Below are 22,609 nucleotides of genomic sequence, written 5' to 3' on the forward strand. Positions count from 1 at the left end.
CGGGCTTGTCAGCCCCGGTGCCCGCATCCGTGTGGTGCCCGTTGTAGCGGTGTTGTTACCCGGGGCACAAGCTGGATGCGCGAGCCTGTCAGACTAGATCAAGTCAGTGCGGTGCCCCGTCGTCGTGTCCGCTCGACGCCGGTGGCGGGCGGCGCCGCTCGAAGATGAAGACGGCGAACAGGAGACCAACGCACCGTGGCACCTCCGGCCGGGCAGATCCGCCCAGGGCGTTACCTCGCGATCTTCGGTCTGATCGCGGCAGTGCTCTACGCATTGGTGTTCTTCACCGGTGACGGCAAGCCGACCCCGAAGCTCGGCATCGACCTGCAGGGCGGGACGCGGGTGACGCTGACCGCGCGCACCCCGGACGGCCAGCCGCCGCCCCGGGAATCGTTGGACCAGGCCCGCCAGATCATCGAGACCCGGGTCAACGGGATGGGCATCAGCGGCTCCGAGGTCGCCCGGGACGGCAACAACCTGGTGATCACCGTTCCAGGGGCCGGTGGGGAAGAGGCCAAGCAGCTCGGGCAAACCGCCGAGCTGAACTTCCGCCAGGTCGTCACGGTGGTCCCCGCCGGGCAGGTCCCGGCCGGCACCGAGCCGCAGCAGGACGCCCAGCCGCCGGACCAGCAGCAGGCCGAGATCGAGGAGGCCAAGCGGACCCGGCAGAGCACCGACCCCAACGTGCAGCAGCAAGCGCTGCAGGGCTTGGACTGCGCTGCCGAGGACCCGCTGCGCGGGAACGACGACCCGAAGCTGCCGCTGGTCACCTGCAACCAGGAAGGCACCGAGAAGTACCTGCTGGAGCCGGTCTTCTTGGAGGGCAAGGAGATCGACGAAGCGCAGGCGGTGCCGCCCAACCCGCAGCAGGGGCAGCCGGGCTGGACGGTCAACCTGAAGTTCAAGAGCGAGGGCGCCCGGATCTGGGGCGACTTCACCTCGAAGAACGTCGGTGAGCGGGTGGCCTTCGTGCTGGACACCGAGGTGGTCTCCGCCCCCACGGTGCAGGACGCGATGCCCGGTGGAACCACCACGATCTCCGGGAACTTCAACCAGGAGAGCGCTTCCAACCTGGCCGAGATCCTGAAGTACGGTTCGCTGCCGCTGGCGTTCGACCAGTCCGAGGCCGAGACCGTCTCCCCGACCCTCGGCGTCGCATCGCTGCGGGCCGGCCTGATCGCCGGCGGGGTCGGGTTGCTGCTGGTCGGTGTCTACTGCCTGCTCTACTACCGGTTGCTCGGCCTGTTGACGATCCTGTCGCTGATCCTGTCGGGCGGCATCGTGTACGCGGTGCTGGTGCTGCTCGGCCGGTGGATCGGGTTCACCCTCGACCTGGCCGGGGTGGCCGGTTTCATCATCGCGATCGGCATCACCGCCGACTCGTTCATCGTGTTCTTCGAACGGATCAAGGACGAACTGCGGGAGGGACGGACGTTCCGCTCCGCGGTGCCCCGCGCTTGGACGCGGGCTCGGCGCACCATCCTCTCCGCGGACGCGGTGAGCTTCCTGGCCGCGGCCGTGCTCTACGTGCTCGCGGTGGGGCAGGTGAAGGGCTTCGCCTTCACGCTGGGCATGTCCACCGTTTTGGACCTCATCGTCGTCTTCCTGGTCACCCACCCGCTGGTGGCGCTCGCGTCGAAGAACAAGTTCCTGTCCAAGCCCTCGCTCACCGGTCTCGGGTCAGTGCAGCGGATGGGTGCGCAGGTGCGCGCTGCCCGCAAGGCCACCGCGACCGCCAAGGAGGCGTGAACGTGACGACTCCGGGTACTGAAAGCCCTCGCCGGGAAGACTTCTTCCACCGGCTGTACACCGGAACCGGCGCTTTCGACATCGTCGGGAAACGAACCCGGTGGTACGTCGTGCTCGGGCTGATCGTGCTGGTGTGCCTCGGCTCGATCGGTTTCAAGGGCTTCAACTTCGGCATCGACTTCGTGGGCGGCACCAAGATCCAGATGCCCGCGGTCGGGGCGAGCGGGCCGATCGAGAGCCGAGCGGTGGAGGACGCCTACCGGCAGGCGCTGGGGCACTCCCCGGACGCCGTGCAGATCGTCGGCAGCGGCGATTCCCAGAGCATCCAGATCCGCTCCGAGTCGCTGACCTCCCAAGAGGTCGCGCAGGTCAAGCAGGAGCTGTTCGACCAGCTGCAGCCGTTGAACGCGCAGGGGCAGCCGAGCATCGAGACGATCAGCGACAGCGCGGTCAGCGGCACCTGGGGTGACGAGATCACCAGGCAGGCGGTGATCGCCCTCGTGGTGTTCCTCGCGCTGGTGTCGGTCTTCCTGGCCTTCTACTTCGAGAAGTGGATGGCGGTCGCCGCGATCATCGCCCTGCTGCACGACGTCGTCGTCACCGCGGGGGTGTACTCGCTGGTCGGTTTCGAGGTCTCGCCGGCCACGGTGATCGGTCTGCTGACCATCCTGGGCTTCTCGCTGTACGACACCGTGGTGGTCTTCGACAAGGTGAAGGAGAACACCCGAGGCCTGCTCAGCTTCTCCCGGCGGACCTATCCCGAGGCGGCGAACCTGGCGGTGAACCAGACGCTGATGCGGTCGATCAACACCTCGATCATCGCCTTGCTGCCGGTCCTCGGCCTGCTGGTGATCGGGGCTGGCATGCTGGGCGTCGGCGTGCTCCGCGATCTGGCGCTGGTGCAGATGGTCGGCATGATCGCCGGCGTGATCTCCTCGATCCTGCTGGCCACGCCGCTGCTGGTCGATTTCAAGATGCGGGACCCGAAGTACCGGGAGCACGCGAAGAAGGTAGAACAGCGTCGGAAGCAGACGCAGGAGAAGAACGAACAGGTGCAGGCGGACTCCGAGCGGGATTCGGTCGCCGCGCAGGCCGGGGCGCGACCGGCCCAGCGCGGTGCGCAGCGCAGGCGCGCTGGGCAGCCCGCTTCGAAATCCGCACGGCCGACTGGGAAGAGGCGGCGTTGACTAACAGCATTTCGGTGAATGTCCCTGCTGAGGTGGAGCAGAGCGCGCTGGAGCGCGCTGCCGGGTTGATCCGGGAGGTCCCGGACTTCCCGGAGCCCGGCGTGCTGTTCCGGGACATCGGGCCGATGCTCGCCGACGGCGAAGCTCTCGCCGCCGCCGCCAAGGCCATGGGGGCGGGCTTGGAGTTCGACGTGGTGGCCGGAGTGGAAGCCCGTGGCTTCCTGGTGGGAGCCGCGGTGGCCCGGGAGTTCGGCACCGGGATCATCGGTTTGCGCAAGCCCGGCAAACTCCCCGCGGTGGCCGACCGCATCGACTACACCCTCGAGTACGGCACGGCGACGCTCGAACTGCCGGCGGACACGCTGCGCGCCGGCCAGCGGGTGCTGGTGGTGGACGACGTGCTGGCCACCGGGGGCACCCTGGGTGCGGCGTGCCAACTGATCCGCAAGGCCGGGGCGGAAGTCGCTGCCGCATCGGTTGTGCTGGAACTCACCGAGCTGGGCGGCCGGGGCAATCTGACCGGCGAGCCGCTGCGAACGTTGCTGGCCATCTAGGCCCTGCGGGAGATCGGTGGGACTGAAATCGCGCCAGCAGCTCACAGCACCAGCCGACCGCTGAGCGCTTTGCGGCCTGCCGCGGAAGGTCTGCTCCGCCGTAGGCGTTATTCTCGGTGTCCGGGTCCTTGTCAACCCCGGACCCGGGACGAAAGCAGCGTCCGAGTGCCCGGGGGAGCGTGCGGTGAGCCAACACGTCGAATCTTCCGCTACGGCAGCTGAGCCGGGAACCCAACCGCGTGCGGCCTCGGCCACCCGCCGCGTACGGGCACGGCTTGCCCGGCGGATAACGGCTCAGCGGGCCACGCAGGTCAAGCAGGTGCTCGAGCCGCTGGCCGCGGTGCACCGCGAGATGCACCCGCAGGCCGACCTCGCCCTGCTGCAGCGCGCTTACGACGTCGCCGAGGAGAAGCACCGGGACCAGCGGCGCAAGTCCGGTGATCCGTACATCACGCACCCGCTGGCGGTGGCGACCATCCTGGCCGAGCTGGGAATGGACACCACGACGTTGGTCGCCGGCCTGCTGCACGACACGGTGGAGGACACCGACTACTCGCTGGAGAAGCTCGCGGAGGACTTCGGCGAAGAGGTCTCGCACCTGGTCGACGGGGTGACCAAGCTGGACAAGGTCAAGCTCGGTGCGGCCGCCGAAGCCGAAACCATCCGCAAGATGGTCATCGCGATGGCCCGGGATCCCCGGGTCCTGGTGATCAAGCTGGCCGACCGGCTGCACAACATGCGCACCATGCGGTTCCTGCCGCCGGAGAAGCAGGCCCGCAAGGCGCGGGAGACCTTGGAAGTGCTGGCTCCGCTGGCGCACCGGCTGGGGATGGCGACCATCAAGTGGGAGCTGGAAGACCTGGCGTTCGCGATCCTGCAGCCGAAGAAGTACGACGAGATCGTGCGGTTGGTGGCCAACCGGGCCCCGTCCCGGGACACCTACTTGAACAAGGTGATCGCAGAGCTCTCCAGCCAGCTCGACCTCGCTCGGATCACCGCGAAGGTGGAAGGGCGCCCCAAGCACTACTACTCGATCCACCAGAAGATGATCGTCCGGGGGCGCGACTTCGACGACATCCACGACCTGGTCGGGGTCCGGATCTTGGTCGACGAGGTCCGGGACTGCTACGCGGCGATGGGTGTGGTGCACGCGCTGTGGCAGCCCATGCCCGGTCGGTTCAAGGACTACATCGCGCAGCCCCGGTACGGGGTGTACCAGTCGCTGCACACCACGGTGATCGGGCCGGAGGGCAAGCCCCTCGAGGTGCAGATCAGAACGCACGAGATGCACCGCACCGCCGAGTACGGGATCGCTGCGCACTGGCGGTACAAGGAGACCCGGGGGCACAACAGCTCCAGCGGGAAGGCCGCGGTCGAAGTCGACGAGATGGCCTGGATGCGCCAGCTCCTCGACTGGCAGCGGGAGGCCGCTGATCCGGGCGAGTTCCTGGAGTCGCTGCGGTACGACCTGGCCACCCGGGAGATCTTCGTCTTCACCCCCAAGGGCGATGTGATCACGTTGCCCTCCGGGTCGACCCCGGTGGACTTCGCCTACGCGGTGCACACCGAAGTGGGGCACCGGTGCATCGGCGCCCGGGTGAACGGCCGGCTGGTGGCGCTGGAGCGCAAGCTGGAGAACGGCGAAGTCGTCGAGATCTTCACCTCCAAGGCAGAAGGGGCCGGGCCGAGCCGGGACTGGCTCTCGTTCGTGGCTTCGCCGCGGGCGAAGACGAAGATCAAGCAGTGGTTCGCCAAGGAGCGCCGCGAGGAGGCGATCGAGTCCGGCAAGGACGCGATCGCCAAGGAGATCCGCCGGCTCGGGCTTCCCGTCCAGCGCTTGGTGTCCGCCGACACCTTGGCGGCCGTGGCCCAGGAACTGCGGTACAGCGATGTCGCCGCGCTCTACGCCGCGGTGGGGGAGAAGCAGCTGTCCGCCAAGCACCTGGTGCAGCGGTTGGTGGCGTTGATCGGTGGGCCGGAGCAGGCGGCCGACGAGATCGCGGAGAGCTCCACCCCGTCGAAGCTGACCGGCCGGCGGCGCACCGGGGACCCCGGTGTGGTCGTCAAAGGGGCCGACAACGTGTGGACCAAGTTGGCGCGCTGCTGCACCCCGGTGCCCGGGGACGAGATCCTGGGCTTCGTCACCCGCGGTGGGGCGGTCAGCGTGCACCGCACCGACTGCACCAACGCGGAGGAGCTGCGCAAGACCCCCGAGCGGTTGGTGGAGGTCCGCTGGGCCCCGTCAGCGACCTCGGTGTTCCTGGTGGCCATCCAGGTCGAGGCGCTCGACCGGCACCGCCTGCTGTCGGACGTCACGAAGGTGCTGGCCGACGAGCGGGTCAACATCTTGTCCGCTTCGGTCACCACGTCTCGGGACCGGGTGGCGGTGAGCCGGTTCCTGTTCGAGATGGGCGACCCCAAGCACCTCGGTCACGTGCTGAAGGCGGTGCGCAACATCGAAGGCGTCTACGACGTCTACCGGGTGACTTCGGCGGCCTGACGGCGGGGCCGGTGGTGCGGCCCCGCCGGGGCCCCGGTCAGGAGTTCTCGACCGCTCGCTCGATGTGCACCGGCTGGACCGGTTTGCCGTCACCCGGCCCCATGACCGGTTCCACGCCGCCTTCGGCGATCTTGTCCAGCACCTGCAGACCCGGTTCGCCGATGGTGCCGAACACGGTGTACTCCGGCGGGAGGTAGGAGTCGGCGTAGACCATGAAGAACTGGCTGCCGCCGCTGTTGGGCTGGCTGGACTTGGCCATCGCCAGGGTGCCGCGCGGGTAGACCACCGCGCCGCTCTGCCCGTAGGGCTCCGGGGCGGGAGCCAGGTCGGTCGGCGGTTCGTCCTTGATCGAGTACCCGGGGCCGCCGCTGCCGGATGCAGTCGGGTCACCGCACTGCAGCACCTGCAGGCCTTCGGTGGTGGTCAACCGGTGGCACTCGGTGTCGTCGAAGAATTCCGATTCCACCAGGTGCTGGAAGCTCTGCACCGTGCACGGCGCCTGCGCGCGGTCGAGCGTCAGCGGAATGGTCCCCTGGTTGGTCTCCAGCGCCACCTCGACCGTGCCCTGGGCCGGGGTCGGATCGGGGTCGTCCGGCATGTCGACCTGCTTCGCGGCCTGCTGCTCAGGTGTTTCGGTGTAGCTGCACGGTCCGGGAGTGGTCTTCGGGCCTTGCGCGGTGGGGGAGGCGTCGGAGTCGTCGCCGCTGCGGGTGAAGAGGAAGATCCCCACCACGAGCGCCACCACCGCCACGATGGTCACGCCAGCGGTGATCGTCCGGCGGCGTTTCGCCTGCTGTTCCCGCCGCTGCAGCTGGCGTTCGAGCTTCTGCTTGGCCGCTTGGCGGCGCTGCTCGTTGCTGGGCAATCTGCTTCCTCCCAGTGTCCTGCCGGAATGCCTGGTTGCCGTTGTGGCGGAGTTTATGGGGTGCGGTGGTCGATCAAGCTGAGAGAACCTGAGAAGACACCGGGGAGCGAGCGTCCCGTTGTGCCGGTGGTGCAGCCGCGGCTCCTCCAGTTGAGCTGGGAGATAATCTAGGGAGGATCGACCCTGCCGGGTCCACTGCTCGTCTACGAAAGGTCGCACTTCGTGCTTGTCCTGGGTTTCCCGGTCGGACCGCTGCAGGCCAACTGCTACGTGCTCGCGCGGGGCGAGGGCGAGCCCTGCGTCGTCATCGATCCCGGTCAGGACGCGTTCCCCGCGCTCGCCGAACGGCTCCAGCAGCACCGGCTGACGCCGGAAGCGGTGTTGCTCACGCACGGGCACTTCGACCACGTCTTCTCCGCTGGCCAGGTGTGCCTGGAGCACGGTGTTCCGGCGTGGATCCACCCCGCTGACCGGTTCATGCTGGCCGATCCCGCCGCGGCCCTCGGGCCGATGGGCCGCCAGCTCTTCGGGGACGGTCTGGCGATCGAGCAGCCGAAGGAGGTTCACGACCTCGCCGACGGCATGGCGCTGGAGCTGGCTGGACTGCAGCTGGACGTTTCGCACACCCCGGGGCACACCGCTGGTTCGGTGGTGTTCGCCGCCCGGACCGAGGAGGGCGGGAAGCTGCTGTTCTCGGGTGACACGCTCTTCGCGGGCGGTATCGGGCGCACCGATCTTCCCGGCGGCGACCACCGGCAGATCCTGCGCTCGCTCAGCAGCAAGATCCTGCCCATGGACGACGACGTCGTGGTGCTGCCGGGGCACGGGCCCAGCACTTCCATCGGGCGTGAGCGCTCCGGCAATCCGTTCCTGCAGGATCTGCCGGAACCAGACACTACTGCGTGAGGACTGAACCACCGCTTATGAGTAACTTCACCGCCCCGAAAGGCATCCCGGAGTACTTCCCGCCGGAGTCCGCGGAATTCCTCGCGGTGCGCGAGACGTTGGCGGACGCGGCGCGGCGAGCCGGGTACGGCTACATCGAGCTGCCGATGTTCGAGGACACCGCGTTGTACGCGCGTGGCGTCGGCGAGTCGACCGATGTCGTCACCAAGGAGATGTACACCTTCACCGACCGCGGCGGCAGGTCGGTGACGCTGCGCCCGGAGGGGACCGCAGGGGTGATGCGGGCGGTGATCGAGCACGGCCTGGACCGCGGTCAACTCCCGGTGAAGCTGCACTACAGCGGCCCCTTCTTCCGCTACGAGCGCCCGCAGGCGGGCCGGTACCGGCAACTGCAGCAGGTCGGGGTGGAGGCCATCGGGGTCGACGATCCGGCGCTGGACGCGGAGGTCATCGCCATCGCCGACGAGGCTTACCGGCGGCTCGGCCTGACCGGGTACCGGATCGAACTGACCTCGTTGGGGGACAGCACGTGCCGCCCGGCGTACCGGGCCAAGCTGCAGGAGTTCTTGCGCAAGCTCCCGCTGGACGAGGAGACCAAGCAGCGGGTCGAGATCAACCCGCTGCGGGTGCTCGACGACAAGCGCCCGGAAGTGCAGGAGATGCTCGCGGACGCGCCGCTGATGGTGGACCACCTGTCGGCGGAGGCCAAGGAGCACTACGAGCAGGTCAAGGAGCACCTGGTCGACCTCGGTGTGGAGTTCACCGAGAACCCCCGCTTGGTGCGCGGGCTGGACTACTACACCAAGACCACCTTCGAGTTCGTCCACGATGGACTTGGTGCGCAGTCCGGGATCGGCGGTGGTGGCCGGTACGACGGCCTGATGGCCGAACTGGGTGGCCAGGAGTACTCCGGTGTGGGGTTCGGCCTCGGGGTGGACCGGACCTTGCTGGCCTGCAAGACGGAGGGCCTGTCGCTCGGGGAACCGGGGCGCTGCGATGTCTACTGCGTACCGCTCGGCGCGGAGGCCAAGCGCCGGCTGGTTTCGGTGGCGGGCGGGCTCCGGGCCGCTGGGATCCGGGTCGATCTCGCCTACGGCGGCAAGGGGCTCAAGGGCGCGATGAAGGCCGCGGACCGCTCCGGGGCGAAGTTCGCGCTCGTGCTCGGGGAACGCGACCTCGCCGCTGGCAACGCGCAGTTGAAGGAACTGGCCAGTGGTGAGCAGCGGGAGGTTCCGCTGGACGACGTGGTGGACAGCGTGCGCGCAGCGGTGGCGGAGCAGCGGTGGTGAACGCGGTGGAACCGGTCGAGCTCGATCTGCTGGACGCCCGGATCCGCAAGACCAGGGCGCGCAACGTGGTGATCACGGCGGTCGTGCTCGCCTTGGCGGCCGGTGGGGTCGTCGGCCTGTTCGCCGGTCCGCTCGGGTTCGCGATCACCGCGGTGGTCGTCGCATCCCCCTTGCTGTTGCTGGCCGTTGGGGAGAAGCGCAAGACGACCCGGCTGTCGGGGACGGAGATCTCGGTGCGCACCCTCGGCAGCAAGCGGGTGGAGCTGAAGGAGGCCACCCAGCTGGACGTCTTCGTGACCGACATGCGCGGTGTGCGGACGGTCAACTTGCTGGTCGCGGGCCCGCCCAGCGGCAAGGCCATCGCGGTTGCGCTGGCCATGTACGCCGGGACCGGTGGGCGCGAGCTCGGAGTGCTCGAGCTGCGCCGGTTGGCGGATGCGTTGGCCAGCACCGGGAGCACTCAAGCGCTGGTGCTCTCGGAGCTGCTGGTGGCCCAGCTCCGCGCTGAGGCGAGGGGGGACGCCGCGGCCGACCGCCCGCTGCACCAGCTGGCCGCTTCGGCGCCGGAGGGGCGGATGGCGCAGAAGCTCCGCCCGGATGCGGTGGCCAGTTTCGTCGCTGCGCTCGAGAACTGATCGCGGGGGCGGTGGCTAAGATTCACTTGGCTATGTGACGCCGCGGACGCATGGTCGCGGTTTCAGCACTCGAGGCGGCGGCTCGGCTGACCCGTTCAGCGACGGAGTCGCCGCTTTTGCTGTTCTGCGGGGTTTCGCGCGCGCTCTTGGTGCTGCTCGGGCGTTCTCGGACCGCCACGGCTGCTGCGATCGCGGTGGTGATCGGCACGGCGGCGATGATCCCGATGCTGCCCACCAGGGTCCGCACCAGTTCCTGGGCCACCGCCTGGGTGCTGATGATCTCCCCGAAGGTGCGGTCGGAGAGGGTGTAGGCCAGCAGCAGCGGGAGGGCGGCTCCGGCGTAGGCGAGCACGAGCGTGTTGACCGAAGAAGCCACGTGGTCCCGCCCGATCTGCAGCCCCGAGGAGTACAGCTGGCGCCAGCTCAGGTCGGGGTTGGCCTTCCGCAGCTCCCACACCGCGCTGGTCTGGGTGACCGTGACGTCGTCGAGCACGCCCAGCGCGCCGATCACGATGCCGGCCAGCAGCAGTCCGCGGGCGTCGATCGGGGTGTTGAGCGCCCCGATGAGGTCGGTGGTCTGCTCGTCGAGCCCGGTCAGCTTGGTGGTGGCCGAGAACGTGCTGCTGAGCAGCCCGATGAGGCCGAGGCTGAGCATGGTGCCGAGCACCGCGGTGGAGGTGCGCACCGAGAACCCGTGGGACAGGTAGAGCGTCGCGAACATGGTCGTCCCGGCTCCGGTGATGGCCACCAGCAGCGGGTTTTCGCCGGCCAGGATGGCCGGCAGGATGAAACCGATCAGCACCACCACGGTGAGGCCCAGGCTGATCAGCGAGAGCAGCCCTTGCCAGCGCCCCAGCAGCAGCACCGCGGCGGCGAAGACCAGTCCGAGCACCAGCAGCGGAGTGCCGCGCTGGAAATCGACCACCTGGTAGGAGGCGGGGTCTTCGGGGGCGGCGCCGGAATAGCTGAGGACGATCTCGTCTCCCACGGAGAACTTCGGGGTGGCCGGGTCCGTGGGCAGCACTTGCTGGATGGTGTGCCCGGGGCGGGGCCCGTTCTGCATTCGCAGGGTCAACCGCAGGCATTCCCCGGGGCCCTCCGCGCCGCTGGTGCAGGAGGAGGAAGCGGCGGCGATGACTTCCGCGTCCACCGGGTGTTGTCCGAGGCCCAGGTCGGCCCCGCTGCGCGCGTGGTGACCGAACGGGTACAGCAGGACCATGCCGATGACGGCGGCGAGGGCGAACGGGATCAACGCGATGGCCACGGCTCGCCGCACCGGCGCGGACGCGGGTTCGGCGGGTCCGTGCCCGTGGCCGTGCCCGTGCCCGTGTCCGACGTGCGCTGGAGCGTTGCGGCGCTTCGTCTGCTTGCCGGGAGCGGGGTTGCGGGTTGGCCGTTGGCGGTCGGTCACCCGTCAATTATCGGCCCGGGTGATCAACTGCTGCGCCTCCCGTGGCCGGTCTCGACGACTGGTCGCCGAGCGTGCTCGATTCGCTGGTCGGGGACCTGCGGGCGGCAGGGCTGGGGAGCGGATCGCCGGAGTGGTCGGGACCGGGCTGCTGCGGGCCGCTCCAGGAGCCGGGATCGCCGGTTGCTGGCAGCGGCCGAATTGAATTCCGTTTTCATTTTTGGTCGGGCGCGGAATGACCGCGGTTTTTCGCGCGAATCCGCTTCGGTTTGCGGTGCGCGACCAACGGCCTCGTGGGCGGTTGGCCCGTGACCACTAAGTCAAATTTATTAACCGGATATGACGCCAGGGCGAATTCCAGTTCTGGGAGCCAATTCTTTTTCGGGCAGGAGGGAGCCGGACCCGAGCCGGGTGCACTCTCCGTGTCCGAAGTCCGCTACCCCAGGTTATTTCGCGTGCGTCGGGTGGTCTTCCGGTTCCCAGCGGACGCCGAAGACGCCCAGGCCGAAGTCCAGTGCGACGGCGTGGGCCCGGCCGTAGCGGTCCACCACGAGCGGCTTCGGCGGCTCCACTTCCCGAGTGGAGGTGTCGCCGACGTAGCTCTCGCAGTGCTTCGGCGGATGCGTCGGGTCGAACTGCACTTCGATGACGTACTGCCGCACCGGGAGCCGGAACAACCGGCAGAAGCTGTGCTCCGGTTCGTTGGGGCCCGAGGGCGGATCGGTGATCTCGTACTCCAGCAGGAGCGTCTCACCGCGGGCGAGGGTGCGGTCGAACAGCAGCTCGGCCACCACCAGGTCGCGGGCGTGGTCGGTGAGCACCTGGCCGAGCCGGCAGTAGCGGATGGGGCGGATCACCGGCGGCGTCTCGGCGGAGGAGGCGCCGTCGAACATGATGATCCACCGGTCCACTCCGTTGGCTTCCGCGCGCACCAGCTTGTGCGTGCGGATCTTGCGGAGTTTGCCGTGCTGGTCGACGTGCACCACGTCGTGGTGGCTGAGCCGGGTCAGCTTGCTGTCGTGACTGGTGTCGATCTGGGTCAGCAGCTCCGCGGCGGTCTCGTGCTCCGACCACAGGGCGCTCAGCGGTGGCGCTTCCGCGGCGGCCTGCCGGGTGCGGCCGCGCGGGCGCGGTGGACCGAGCAGCGCGGACAGCGAACCGTCGGGAACCCCGAGCACCTGTTCCAGTTGCCGCAGGGCCAGCAGCGAGTCGGGCCTTTCCGGGCGGCGCCGACCGGATTGCCAGTAGCTGAGCGCGGTGATGCTGACGGGGGTGCCGCGCTGCCGTAATCGGTGCTGGATGCGTTCCAGGCTCAACCGGCTCGCTCGGATGGCCGCGCGCAGGGCGGCTTCGAACGGGCCGGTGCGCAGCAACTCGGCCAATTCCTCGGACAGGGCGTTGGGCTGGTCGTTGTCTTCGGTGACCGTGGTGGGTGGGGTGATCGGGTGAGCTCGGGCTTCAGGGCCGCTCATTGTTACTCCTCGTGTCCACCGGATCCGGGAAAACTAAGCTATGCAGTGATTCTTTCTGGTGCAACGACCGAGATCGGAAAAGTGTTTTAAGCCATTGCGGTGCAGTTGATCTGGATTAGAGCATTAATTGCCGCCTCCAAAGGGTCATCGGGCAATGCGCCCCCGTCCGGCTGCGGAGCACGTAAATACTGAGCCGCACTGCTCGAATTCGGTATCAGCCAAATGGCCGCCAGGCGGTCCTCGGCTGAGCGGCCGGTCGTGGCTTCCCTGCTCGGGTGGGACGCGCGCCCGGCGCTCCCGGTTCCCGGTTCCGGCGAAAGCGGGGGCGCCGCGCAGCCCAAGCCTGCTCGAGGCGCCTTCGGGCGCGTTGGATAGCCTTGATGGCCTGAGTCCTGGCTTCGGAGTCAGTCTGCTGTCCTTCCCGGACGCGGCCCCTTGCAGGACGTCGGAGTAAGCCAGCCAGCTTTGTCGCAGAAGAGGAGCTCAGTACCCGTGATGCGCACGCACGAGGCCGGATCGCTTCGCGCCGGTCATGCCGGGCAGTCCGTCACCCTCGCCGGGTGGGTGGCGCGTCGTCGCGATCACGGCGGAGTGATCTTCATCGATCTCCGTGATGCCTCCGGGGTCGCCCAGGTGGTGTTCCGCGAGGGCGAGATGGCCGAGCTGGCGCACCGGCTGCGCGCCGAGTTCTGCATCCGGGTCACCGGTGAAGTGGTCCGCCGCCCGGAGGGCAACGAGAACCCGGAGATCCCCACCGGCGAGATCGAGGTGACCGCCACTTCCCTGGAGGTGCTCTCGGAGTCGGCTCCGCTGCCGTTCCCGCTGGACGAGCACCTGGAGGTCGGTGAAGAGGTCCGGTTGAAGTACCGGTACCTGGACCTGCGCCGCCCGGAGCAGGCGCGGATCATGCGGATGCGCAGCGAGCTCAACCGGGTGGCCCGGCAAGTGCTGCACGGGCACGACTTCGTCGAGGTCGAGACCCCGACCATGACGAAGTCCACCCCCGAAGGCGCGCGGGACTTCCTGATCCCGGCCCGCCTGCAGCCGGGCAACTGGTACGCGCTGCCGCAGTCGCCGCAGCTGTTCAAGCAGCTGCTGATGGTCGGCGGCCTGGAGCGGTACTTCCAGATCGCCCGCTGCTACCGGGACGAGGACTTCCGGGCGGACCGGCAGCCGGAGTTCACCCAGCTGGACCTCGAGATGAGCTTCGTCGAGCAGGACGACGTCATCTCCTTGACCGAAGAGCTGCTGGCGGCCATCTGGAAGGAGCTCGCCGACCACGAGATCCCCCGGCCGATCCCGCGGATCAGCTACGCCGACGCGATGGCCCGCTACGGCACCGACAAGCCCGACCTGCGGTTCGGGCTGGAGCTGGTCGAACTGACCGAGTACTTCAAGGACACGTCGTTCCGGGTGTTCCGCGCGCCGTACGTCGGTGCCGTGGTGATGCCGGGCGGGGCCAGCCAGTCGCGGCGCCAGCTGGACGCCTGGCAGGAGTGGGCCAAGCAGCGCGGCGGCAAGGGGCTCGCCTACGTGCTGGTCGGGGAGGACGGCACCCTGTCCGGCCCGGTGGCCAAGAACCTCTCCGAAGCCGAGCGGTCCGGTCTGGCCAAGGCCGTGGGGGCCAACCCGGGTGACTGCGTGTTCTTCGCGGCGGGCGAGCCGGGGCCGTCCCGGGCGCTGCTCGGCGCCGCCCGGCTGGAGATCGCCGAGCGCTGCGACCTCATCGACCACGACGCCTGGGCGTTCGTCTGGGTGGTGGACGCGCCCATGTTCGAGCCGACCAGCGAGAGCGAAGAGGTCTCGGTCGGTTCCGGCAACTGGACGGCGGTGCACCACCCGTTCACCGCTCCCACCCCCGAGTGGATCGAGGACTTCGACAAGAACCCGGGTGAGGCGCTGGCCGCGGCGTACGACATCGTCTGCAACGGGAATGAGATCGGCGGCGGGTCGATCCGTGTGCACCGGGCTGACGTCCAGCAGCGGGTGTTCAACGTCCTGGGGATCTCCGACGAGCAGGCCCAGGACAAGTTCGGCTTCCTGCTGGAGGCGTTCAAGTACGGCGCGCCGCCGCACGGTGGCATCGCGTTCGGCTGGGACCGGATCTGCATGCTGCTGGCCGGTGCGAACTCCCTGCGGGACGTGATCGCCTTCCCGAAGACCGGTGCTGGTTACGACCCGCTCACCGGTGCTCCCGCGCCGATCACCGCCGCTCAGCGCAAGGAAGCTGGAGTGGACGTGAAGCAGCCGGCCGCCAAGCCGGGCGGGAAAGCTTGACCTGCTGCTCCGCAGCGGTGCGCGGCGGTGATCGCCCGGAAGCGGGTGCGCCGCGCACCGCTCGTTGAGCCGAACGGGTGGCGGGGAGAACTGCTCGCGGGCCTGCGGCGTTCTCCAGTTGTGCGACTGCGGTTGCAGGATTGTCGCCGCGGTGCAACCTGTTCCTCGCCGCGTTCCGTCAAGGTGTAGAAGCTGGCGCGGGACCGGGTAGCCCATGACCGCGGCGGCAGCCGCGTGCAGAACACGACTGCTGGTCACGGGGTGGCTGCGGTCTGCGCGTTACTTGACCGGTCATGCCCGTTCAGGTTCGGATGCTGGGGGTAGTGTCAGGAGACGATGAGTGTGGAGATCACCACCGGTCCCCCGGAGGTCCGTGTCCCTGGGAGCTCGGAGGTCACCGACACCGTCGGGGCCGCCGAAGCGGTGTTGCGGAAGCGGACGGGAGCACCGGTTCGGCTAGCGGATGCAGAGGATCTTGGCGGCAGCGACCGCTCGGTCGTGATGCGGGTCCGCGTTGCGGAGTCCCCGTTCGAACTGCCGCGAACTCTCGTGGTCAAGCACTACGGCGCATGTCCTGAACAAGCGCGTTCCGACCCGTTCGCGCACGAAGCGGCGAGCTGCCAGCTCACGACCGCGTTGCCCCCGGAGGCCCGGGTGGGGCCGGAGCTGATAGCGCACGACGCCGGCGAGCGGTTGTTGGTGCTGGAGGACCTCGGCCGGGGCGCGACGCTGGCCGACGTGCTGTTCGAGGACGACCCGCGGGTGGCCGAGCGGGCACTGCTCGCCTGGGCTCGGGCGTTGGGCAGGCTGCACCGCACCACGGCCGGCTGCGAGGCCGACTTCGACGCGCTGATGCGCCGGCTCGGCGCCAAGTCGTGGACCGATCCGGTCGCCGACGACATCGTCCGGTCGTTGACCGAACTCCCCGAGCTGTTCGAGCAGACGCTCAAGGTGCGGACCCCGCGCGCGGTGCTGGACCGGTTGACCGAGGCGGCCGAGCTGTTGCAGGCCGGTCGCCACCAGGCGTTCAGCCCGTCGGACATCTGCCCGGACAACAGCCTGGTCACCAGCACCGGGGTTCGTTTCCTGGACTTCGAGTGGGGCTGCGTCCGGGATGTCACGCTGGACGCCGCGTACTTGCAGTATCCGTTCCCGTCCTCGTGGTGCTCGTACGCGCTGCCGGAGAACCTGGCGGAGAGCATGCTGGCGACCTGGCGGTCGGAGGTCGCGTCGGTGTGGCCGGAGCTCGATGACGACGAGGTCCTGCTGCCCCGCTTGTTCAGCGCGCAGTTGCTGTGGGTGTGGGTTTCGACCTGGTGGTTCCTGCCCCGCACGGGTGAGTCGGACCGCCCGATCGCCCTGCACATGCCGTCCCCGCGGCGCAGCACCGCGCTGGTGGACCGTTGGCGGCGCTTGCGCACCGATGCCGAGTCCTCCGGTGCCCAGGAGATAGCGGATTACGCGTCGACCTTGGTCGAGGCCTTGGTGGACCGGTTCGGTGCGGGAGCGCTGCACTTGGTGCGCTACCCCGCGTTCCGCACCAGTGAGGATTGAGATCCGGAAGTGCGGCGGTGGTGGTCGCGCCAGCGCCGCTGCCGGATATCCGTTGCGATCGCATTCTTCTGCGCGACCGGCCATATATTGAGATGCGCATTATCCCATTTCGGTAATTTGCATCACATTTTTCCTGTTGAATGCGTGTTGTGTGGGGCATTCACCAGGGGTGGAGCTGGTGTTGTGGCGGAAAGCGCGAACTCGGCGGGTGAATTGGCCCGACTGTGCGGGGTGATCCTGTTGTGCGCGCGCGGGGAGCCAGTGCATAATGGCGATCAAGAGTTCCGGTTAATCCCGGTTAACCGAGTTGACCGCGTGCTATTCATTCCCGCTGCCGTCAAGGTCGCCGGATGGGCGGGCTGCGCTTGAGGAGGGATCGGTGCTAGGTAGGCGGCGATGGTGGCGAGCGGGGCTCTTCCTGCTCTTCACTGCGCTGCTCGGCCTGGTGGTTCCTGCCCAGTCGCTCGCCGCTGTGAGCCAGAAGTCGGTTTCGTCGGTGCAAGAGCACGAGATCAGCAAGCACCGAGCGGAGGAGACTTCTCGGGAACGGCGGTGCGCTCCTGCTGTTCGGCGATGGGTCGAGGAATTCACGCCTTTGCGTGACAGCTGGTCGTTCTCCGGGCGGGAACGCTGCCAAGAGCCGGCGGTCGGTTGGCGGTACGTCGCGGCGGGAGAGGTGAAGCGGAACCGGAGCAGACAGGCTTCGCTTCAGGTTTTCCGGAATTAGGAAGTCGGGCGTGAGCCGACCGAATTCCGTTATTCAACTGAAGCGAGGAAGCCATGGATTTCGAAAGCCTTGTGCGGCACGCCCGGCAATATGCTGGCGCGGTTTCTCAGGACTTGCGGCAGCAGTTGGCCGCCGGTCAAAACCCCCAAGCTCTTTTCATCTGCTGCTCGGATTCCCGCGTGATTCCAGCGCACATGACGAATGCTCCTCCGGGGAGCCTTTTCGAATTGCGCACTGCCGGGAACGTCGTTCCCGAATACACGCCTTACGAGCCGAGCAGCGAGATGGCCACGATCGAATACGCGGTCCAGATCCTGCAGGTGCCCAACATCGTCGTGTGCGGTCATTCCCACTGCGGGGCGGTCACCGCGCTGACGCTGGCCGGTCGCGGGCTGGAGAGCCTGCCCGCCATGCGGAACTGGTTGGGGATAAGCTCTTCGGGTGACGGGGCCGAGCTGACCGACCCGGCGGTGCGGGCGGAGAGCAAGCAGCACGTGCTGAACCAACTGCGCACGTTGCGCGAGTACCCGTTCGTCCGAGCTCGAGTGGAGCAGGGGCTGCTGCAGTTGCACGGCTGGTTCTACGAAATAGACACCGGCTTGGTGTACCAGTGCCCGCAGGACGACGAGAACGGCGATTTCTTGCCGCTGTGATCCAGGGCCGCTGATTTCGCGATTCCGCGCACCACCGCCGGCTACTCGTCGGTAGCCGGTCTGCTTCGGCGTGCTTTCTTCGTGGAGTGCTAAGTGAACAACAAGACCGAACCGGCCCGTGGCCGGCTCGCGATCCCGCGCTGGTCGAAAGAGGCCATCGCCGCTGATCTGACGGCTTCTCTGGTGGTTTTCCTGGTCGCCATGCCGTTGTGCGTCGGGGTGGCGGTCGCTTCCGGGGTGCCGGCTGAGCTCGGCATCATCACCGGCATCGTGGGCGGGCTCGTCGTCGGGGCGCTGCCCGGCAGCACGATGCAGGTGAGCGGTCCCGCTGCGGGGCTCACCGTGCTGGTCGCTTCCGCGGTGAACGAGCACGGCTTGTCGGCGCTGGGGCTCATCGTGCTCGGCGCCGGGATCCTCCAGGTCCTGCTCGGCCTGACCAGGTTGGGGATCTGGTTCCGGGCGATCTCCCCGTCGGTGGTGAAGGGGATGCTCACCGGTATCGGCCTGGTCCTCATCCTCGGTCAGGTCTACTCGGTCAGCGGTCAGCCGGCGCCGCAGGAGACCGTGGACAAGATCCTCGGCCTGCCGCAGCTGCTGGTCGACACCGCCACCACTCCGGAAGGCCAGGCCGGGCTCCTGCTGGCGGTGGGCACGCTGGTGGTGCTCGGCCTGTGGCAGAGGACGCCTTCCCGCTTGCGGTTGGTGCCGGCGGCCCTGATCGCCGTCGTGCTGATGAGCGCGCTCGCGCTCGCCACTGGACTCCCGGTGTCCAAAGTGGAAGTCGGTTCGCTGGTGGACGCCTTCAACCCCATCGTGCTGGACGGGGCGTTGGCCACCCCCGCGCTGCTGGCCTCCATGGTGGCGTTCGCGCTGATCGCCTCGGCGGAGAGCTTGTTCAGCGCAGTGGCGGTGGACCAGCTGCACGAGGGGCCGAAGACCGATTACAACAAGGAACTCGTCGCGCAGGGCGTGGGCAACGCGGTGTGCGGTTTGCTCGGCGCGCTCCCGATGACGGCGGTGATCGTGCGCAGCGCGGCCAACGTCCGGGCCGGTGCGCGGACCAAGATGGCCCGGGTGCTGCACGGGGTGTGGCTGCTGCTGTTCGTGGCGCTGCTGCCCGGTGTGCTGGGCTTCATCCCGCTCGCCGTCCTGGCGGCGCTGCTGATCGAGGCGGGCTGGAAGCTGCTCAACCCCCGGGAGGCCGTGGCGCTGCTGCGCCAGAGCCGCTCCGAGGGGCTGGTGCTGGTGTTCACCGCCGGCATGATCGTGGGCACCGATCTGCTGGTCGGCACCTTGGCCGGGTTGGCGGTGGCCGTGCTGAAAACGGCGGTGGAGGTGTCCCGGTTCAGCGTGGAAGCCGAGCACCACGACGACCACGTGCGGATCGCCTTCAACGGCAACGCGACGTTCCTGCGGCTGCCCCGCCTGCTGGAGCACCTGGAGCGGGTGCCCGAGCACAAGCACGTGCACCTGGACATGCGGCCGCTGCGGTACTTGGACCAGGCCTGCCACCAGGCGGTCCACCAGTGGGCGCAGCAACGCGGTGACGACAAGGTCGAAATCGCGCTGCCCGGGCAGGCCGAACAACCGGAACGGCCGGTAGCGTCGGTTGGGTGAGTGAGGGCCTGTTCGACGAGGGACTGTTCGGCGCTGACGCCGATGCTCGGGCCGGGGACCGGCTGGCCGAGAACGCACCGCTGGCGGTGCGGATGCGGCCGCGCACGTTGGACGAGGTCGTCGGCCAGGACCACCTGCTGCGGCCCGGTGCCCCGCTGCGCCGCCTGGTGGAAGGAGCGACCCCGGCCTCGGTGCTGCTGTACGGGCCGCCCGGTACCGGCAAGACCACCTTGGCGAACTTGGTTTCCCAGGCGACCGGCCGGCATTTCGTGGCGCTGTCCGCGCTCTCGGCCGGGGTCAAGGAAGTCCGGTCGGTGATCACCGAGGCCCGTCGGCGGTTGGGGCGCTCCGGCGAGGCCACGGTGCTGTTCATCGACGAGGTGCACCGCTTCTCCCGCACGCAGCAGGACGCCTTGCTCGGGGCGGTGGAGGACCGGACCGTGCTGCTGGTGGCCGCGACCACGGAAAACCCGTCCTTCTCCGTGGTCGCGCCGCTGCTGTCCCGGTCGCTGGTGCTGCAGCTGCGCAGTCTCGGTGACGAAGACGTGCGCGAGCTGTTGCGGCGGGCGGTCGCGGACGAGCGCGGGTTGGCCGGTGCGGTGCAGCTGACCCAGGAGGCCGAGGACCACCTGCTGGCCCTCTCCGGCGGGGACGCCCGGCGAGCGCTGACCGCGTTGGAGGCCGCCGCGGAATCCGCGCTGTCCACCGGCAGCGCGACCATCGACCTGGCGACCGTGGAGGCTACGGTGGACCGGGCGGCTGTGCTGTACGACCGCACCGGGGACCAGCACTACGACGTGGCGAGCGCGTTCATCAAGTCCATTCGCGGCTCCGATGTGGACGCTGCTCTGCACTACCTGGCGCGGATGATCGAAGCCGGGGAGGACCCGCGGTTCATCGCCCGCCGGTTGGTGGTGCACGCGAGCGAGGACATCGGCATGGCCGATCCGGCGGCGCTGCAGACCGCGGTCGCAGCGGCGCACGCCGTGCAGTTCATCGGCATGCCCGAGGGGCGTCTCGCGCTGGCGCAGGCGACCATCCACCTGGCGACGGCACCGAAGTCCAACTCGGTCATCACCGCGATCGACCAGGCGATCAGCGACGTGCGCGCCGGCAAGGGGGGCTCGGTGCCGCCGCACCTGCGGGACGGGCACTACTCGGGTGCTGCCCGGCTCGGCCACGCCCAGGGCTACCGCTACCCGCACGACCGCCCGGAGGGGGTGCTGGCCCAGCAGTACCCGCCGGACGATCTGGTCGGCCGCGACTACTACCAGCCGAGCTCGCGCGGGGCGGAGCGCACCTTGGCGGATCGGGTGCCGAAGCTGCGTGGAATCATTCGCGGTGATCACGAGCGCGGATGAGCCGCGCTGGAGCGATTGTCCGTGGCAGGGAGGTAGCGGGTGAGCAAGCGCATCGTGGTGACGGGCTGGCTTCCGGAGCCGGCGCTGGACATCCTGCGCCAGGCGGGCGAGGTGGAAGTCCACCAGGGCCAGCTGGCACCGGAGCAGGTGCGCGATGCGGTCCGCGGCGCGCACGCGGTGGTGTCGATGGTGCACATCAAGGTGGACCAGGAGCTGCTCGCCGCGGCCGGTCCGCAACTGGAAGTGGTCGCCAACGTCGGGGTGGGTTACGACAACATCGACGTGGCCGCCGCGGCCGCCCGGGGCGTCACCGTCACCAACACCCCTGGGGTGCTGGTCGATGCGACCGCCGATCTGACGATCGGGTTGATGCTGATGGTGACCCGTCGGCTGGGCGAGGGCGAACGGCTGCTGCGGGCCCGGCGACCGTGGTCGTTCCACCTCGGGTTCATGCTCGGCACCGGGCTGCAGCACAAGACGCTCGGCATCGTGGGGATGGGCCGGATCGGCCGCGCGGTCTGCCGGCGTGCGCGGGCTTTCGGCATGAAGGTCGTCTACAACAGCCGTCGACCGCTGCCGGAGCAGCTGGAAGCCGAGCTGGGTGTGTACCACTTGCCGCTGGACGAGCTGCTGAGCAGCTCCGACGTGGTGTCCCTGCACTGCCCGCTGACGGAGCAGACCCATCACCTGATCGATCAGCGGGCGCTGGAGCTGATGAAGCCGAGCGCGTTCCTGGTCAACACCAGCCGCGGCGCCGTGGTGGACGAAAAAGCCCTGGTCAAGGTGCTGCAGGAGCGGCGCATCGCGGGTGCCGCGCTGGACGTCTTCGAGCGCGAACCGCAGGTGGAACCGGAACTGCTGGAGATGGACAACGTGGTCGTGGTGCCGCACCTGGGGTCGGCCACCACTGAAACCCGCACGTCGATGGCGGAACTGGCGGCTCGCAACGTGGCCGCGGTGCTGTCCGGCGACGAGCCGCTGACCCCGGTCCGGGCATGATGCGCCGGTGCGTTCCCAACGAGTTACCTCGGGTGCGAGCTGTCGGGCGGTCAACGGTAACCTGACCCTCGATCAACACACCGGGTTGTGCGTGCACGCCGGTGGCAGGAACGACGTGGAACACAGGAGGGCACGTGACGCCCACGCAGATCGCCGCGCTGATCGCAGCAGGTGCGTTCGTGCTGCTGGTCGTGCTGCTGGCGATCCCGCTGGTCAAGCTCGGCCGCACGCTGGACGAGGCGACCATCGCGATCCGGAAGGCGCACGAGAACTCTGAGCCGATCTTCACCAACGCCAATTCGACGATCAGCCACGTGAACACCCAGTTGGAGCGGGTGGACGGCATCACCGCCAACGCCAAGACCATCAGTGGCAACGTCTCGGCGTTGTCCTCGCTGTTCACGGCTACACTGGGAGGGCCGTTGGTGAAGACCGCAGCCTTCTCTTACGGAGTGAGCAAAGCGCTGCGGGGTCGCCGCAAGCGGAAGCAGGAGCCCGCTGGCAGGAGTTTCCGCCGGAAGGGTAAAGGGGGGCGCAAGTGAGGCGCCTGTTCTGGTTCGGTGCCGGGATAGCGGCCGGAGTTGCGCTGACCCGAAAGGTCAACGAGACCGCCCGCAAGGCCACCCCCGCGGGCATGGCCGAGCAGCTGGGGGGCGCGATGCGCGAACTCGCCAATGCCGTCGGCACGTTCGGTGCTGAAGTGCGGGCGGGTATGCAGGAGCGGGAGCGGGAACTCCAGCACGTCATCGATCACAGCAAGGACGGCTCCGCCCAGCGGGTGGTTGGCGAGCCCCGGGCGGACAGCGGTTATCGAGCTCGCAGGGCGGGTCGCTGACCGGTGCCCGCGCACCTCGGC

General features: G+C 68.6%; 18 protein-coding genes. 15 read left to right on the forward strand and 3 right to left on the reverse strand.

Annotation, left to right across the window (positions count from 1 at the left end):
* Positions 1-195: 195 nt before the first annotated feature.
* From secD to SREC43747_RS0106085, 4 genes are all read left to right on the forward strand, one after another.
* Positions 196-1,749: a protein translocase subunit SecD gene (secD, locus tag SREC43747_RS0106070; RefSeq protein WP_029720260.1), complete on the forward strand. Its 1,554-nt coding sequence runs from the start codon at positions 196-198 to the stop codon at positions 1,747-1,749.
* Complete coding sequence (secF, locus tag SREC43747_RS0106075) at positions 1,746-2,936, forward strand: protein translocase subunit SecF (protein ID WP_029720261.1); 1,191 nt, start codon at positions 1,746-1,748, stop codon at positions 2,934-2,936. Before secD ends, secF begins: the two co-directional genes overlap by 4 nt.
* A 14-nt stretch (positions 2,937-2,950) precedes the next feature.
* Positions 2,951-3,490, forward strand: coding sequence for an adenine phosphoribosyltransferase (locus SREC43747_RS0106080; protein WP_029720262.1), 540 nt, complete (start codon positions 2,951-2,953; stop codon positions 3,488-3,490).
* A gap of 184 nt (positions 3,491-3,674) precedes the next feature.
* Entirely contained in the window at positions 3,675-5,990 is a 2,316-nt protein-coding gene (locus SREC43747_RS0106085) for a RelA/SpoT family protein (RefSeq protein WP_029720263.1), read from the forward strand.
* Positions 5,991-6,027: 37 nt separating this feature from the next.
* On the opposite strand, the gene SREC43747_RS0106090 is transcribed toward SREC43747_RS0106085, so the two are convergent.
* Positions 6,028-6,855 carry a peptidylprolyl isomerase gene (locus tag SREC43747_RS0106090; RefSeq protein WP_029720264.1) on the reverse strand — a complete coding sequence of 276 codons (828 nt, stop codon included), beginning with the start codon at positions 6,853-6,855 and terminating at the stop codon, positions 6,028-6,030.
* Positions 6,856-7,077: 222 nt separating this feature from the next.
* Here SREC43747_RS0106090 and SREC43747_RS0106095 point away from each other — a divergent pair, with 222 nt between their 5' ends.
* From SREC43747_RS0106095 to SREC43747_RS0106105, 3 genes are read left to right on the forward strand one after another with little or no spacing between them, the layout of a single operon-like run.
* Complete coding sequence (locus tag SREC43747_RS0106095) at positions 7,078-7,761, forward strand: MBL fold metallo-hydrolase (protein WP_029720265.1); 684 nt, start codon at positions 7,078-7,080, stop codon at positions 7,759-7,761.
* A 17-nt stretch (positions 7,762-7,778) separates the two neighbouring features.
* A complete protein-coding gene (gene hisS / locus SREC43747_RS0106100) occupies positions 7,779-9,050 on the forward strand; it encodes a histidine--tRNA ligase (RefSeq protein ID WP_029720266.1) in 1,272 nt (423 codons plus the stop codon).
* The gene (locus SREC43747_RS0106105; protein ID WP_029720267.1) at positions 9,047-9,685 is read left to right on the forward strand and encodes a hypothetical protein; all 639 of its coding nucleotides are present in this window, start codon (positions 9,047-9,049) and stop codon (positions 9,683-9,685) included. Before hisS ends, SREC43747_RS0106105 begins: the two co-directional genes overlap by 4 nt.
* Positions 9,686-9,707: 22 nt before the next feature.
* Here SREC43747_RS0106105 and SREC43747_RS0106110 read toward each other — a convergent pair whose 3' ends face one another.
* Positions 9,708-11,096: a YibE/F family protein gene (locus SREC43747_RS0106110; RefSeq protein WP_236623050.1), complete on the reverse strand. Its 1,389-nt coding sequence runs from the start codon at positions 11,094-11,096 to the stop codon at positions 9,708-9,710.
* 443 nt (positions 11,097-11,539) lie between these two features.
* Positions 11,540-12,565, reverse strand: a complete 1,026-nt coding sequence (locus SREC43747_RS0106120) for a hypothetical protein (protein ID WP_029720269.1) — start codon at positions 12,563-12,565, stop codon at positions 11,540-11,542.
* A 492-nt stretch (positions 12,566-13,057) separates the two neighbouring features.
* Between SREC43747_RS0106120 and aspS the strand changes: the two genes are divergently transcribed.
* The 8 genes from aspS (at position 13,058) to SREC43747_RS0106160 (ending at position 22,588) form a co-directional block, all read left to right on the forward strand.
* Positions 13,058-14,842: an aspartate--tRNA ligase gene (aspS, locus tag SREC43747_RS0106125; protein ID WP_029720270.1), complete on the forward strand. Its 1,785-nt coding sequence runs from the start codon at positions 13,058-13,060 to the stop codon at positions 14,840-14,842.
* 336 nt (positions 14,843-15,178) lie between these two features.
* Positions 15,179-16,396 carry an aminoglycoside phosphotransferase family protein gene (locus tag SREC43747_RS0106130; RefSeq protein ID WP_029720271.1) on the forward strand — a complete coding sequence of 406 codons (1,218 nt, stop codon included), beginning with the start codon at positions 15,179-15,181 and terminating at the stop codon, positions 16,394-16,396.
* A gap of 780 nt (positions 16,397-17,176) precedes the next feature.
* A complete protein-coding gene (locus SREC43747_RS0106135; RefSeq protein ID WP_029720272.1) occupies positions 17,177-17,776 on the forward strand; it encodes a carbonic anhydrase in 600 nt (199 codons plus the stop codon).
* A gap of 93 nt (positions 17,777-17,869) precedes the next feature.
* A complete protein-coding gene (locus SREC43747_RS0106140; RefSeq protein WP_236623052.1) occupies positions 17,870-19,393 on the forward strand; it encodes a SulP family inorganic anion transporter in 1,524 nt (507 codons plus the stop codon).
* Positions 19,390-20,754: a replication-associated recombination protein A gene (locus tag SREC43747_RS0106145; protein WP_029720274.1), complete on the forward strand. Its 1,365-nt coding sequence runs from the start codon at positions 19,390-19,392 to the stop codon at positions 20,752-20,754. Before SREC43747_RS0106140 ends, SREC43747_RS0106145 begins: the two co-directional genes overlap by 4 nt.
* 39 nt (positions 20,755-20,793) lie before the next feature.
* On the forward strand, positions 20,794-21,753 hold the full coding sequence (locus tag SREC43747_RS0106150) for a 2-hydroxyacid dehydrogenase (RefSeq protein ID WP_029720275.1): 960 nt from the start codon (positions 20,794-20,796) through the stop codon (positions 21,751-21,753).
* A gap of 134 nt (positions 21,754-21,887) precedes the next feature.
* On the forward strand, positions 21,888-22,295 hold the full coding sequence (locus SREC43747_RS0106155) for a DUF948 domain-containing protein (RefSeq protein WP_029720276.1): 408 nt from the start codon (positions 21,888-21,890) through the stop codon (positions 22,293-22,295).
* Positions 22,292-22,588 carry a hypothetical protein gene (locus SREC43747_RS0106160; RefSeq protein ID WP_029720277.1) on the forward strand — a complete coding sequence of 99 codons (297 nt, stop codon included), beginning with the start codon at positions 22,292-22,294 and terminating at the stop codon, positions 22,586-22,588. The genes SREC43747_RS0106155 and SREC43747_RS0106160 overlap by 4 nt, the downstream gene beginning before the upstream one ends.
* Positions 22,589-22,609 lie beyond the last annotated feature (21 nt).

This window comes from Saccharopolyspora rectivirgula DSM 43747 (assembly GCF_000497205.1).
In the GTDB taxonomy this organism is placed as follows: domain Bacteria; phylum Actinomycetota; class Actinomycetes; order Mycobacteriales; family Pseudonocardiaceae; genus Saccharopolyspora; species Saccharopolyspora rectivirgula.

Coding starts and splice junctions, on each gene's coding strand:
- hisS (WP_029720266.1), top strand. CDS start 7,779: ATGAGTAACTTCACCGCCCCGAAAGGCATCCCGGAGTACTTCCCGCCG.
- SREC43747_RS0106120 (WP_029720269.1), bottom strand. CDS start 12,565: ATGAGCGGCCCTGAAGCCCGAGCTCACCCGATCACCCCACCCACCACG.
- SREC43747_RS0106130 (WP_029720271.1), top strand. CDS start 15,179: ATGAGTGTGGAGATCACCACCGGTCCCCCGGAGGTCCGTGTCCCTGGG.
- SREC43747_RS0106135 (WP_029720272.1), top strand. CDS start 17,177: ATGGATTTCGAAAGCCTTGTGCGGCACGCCCGGCAATATGCTGGCGCG.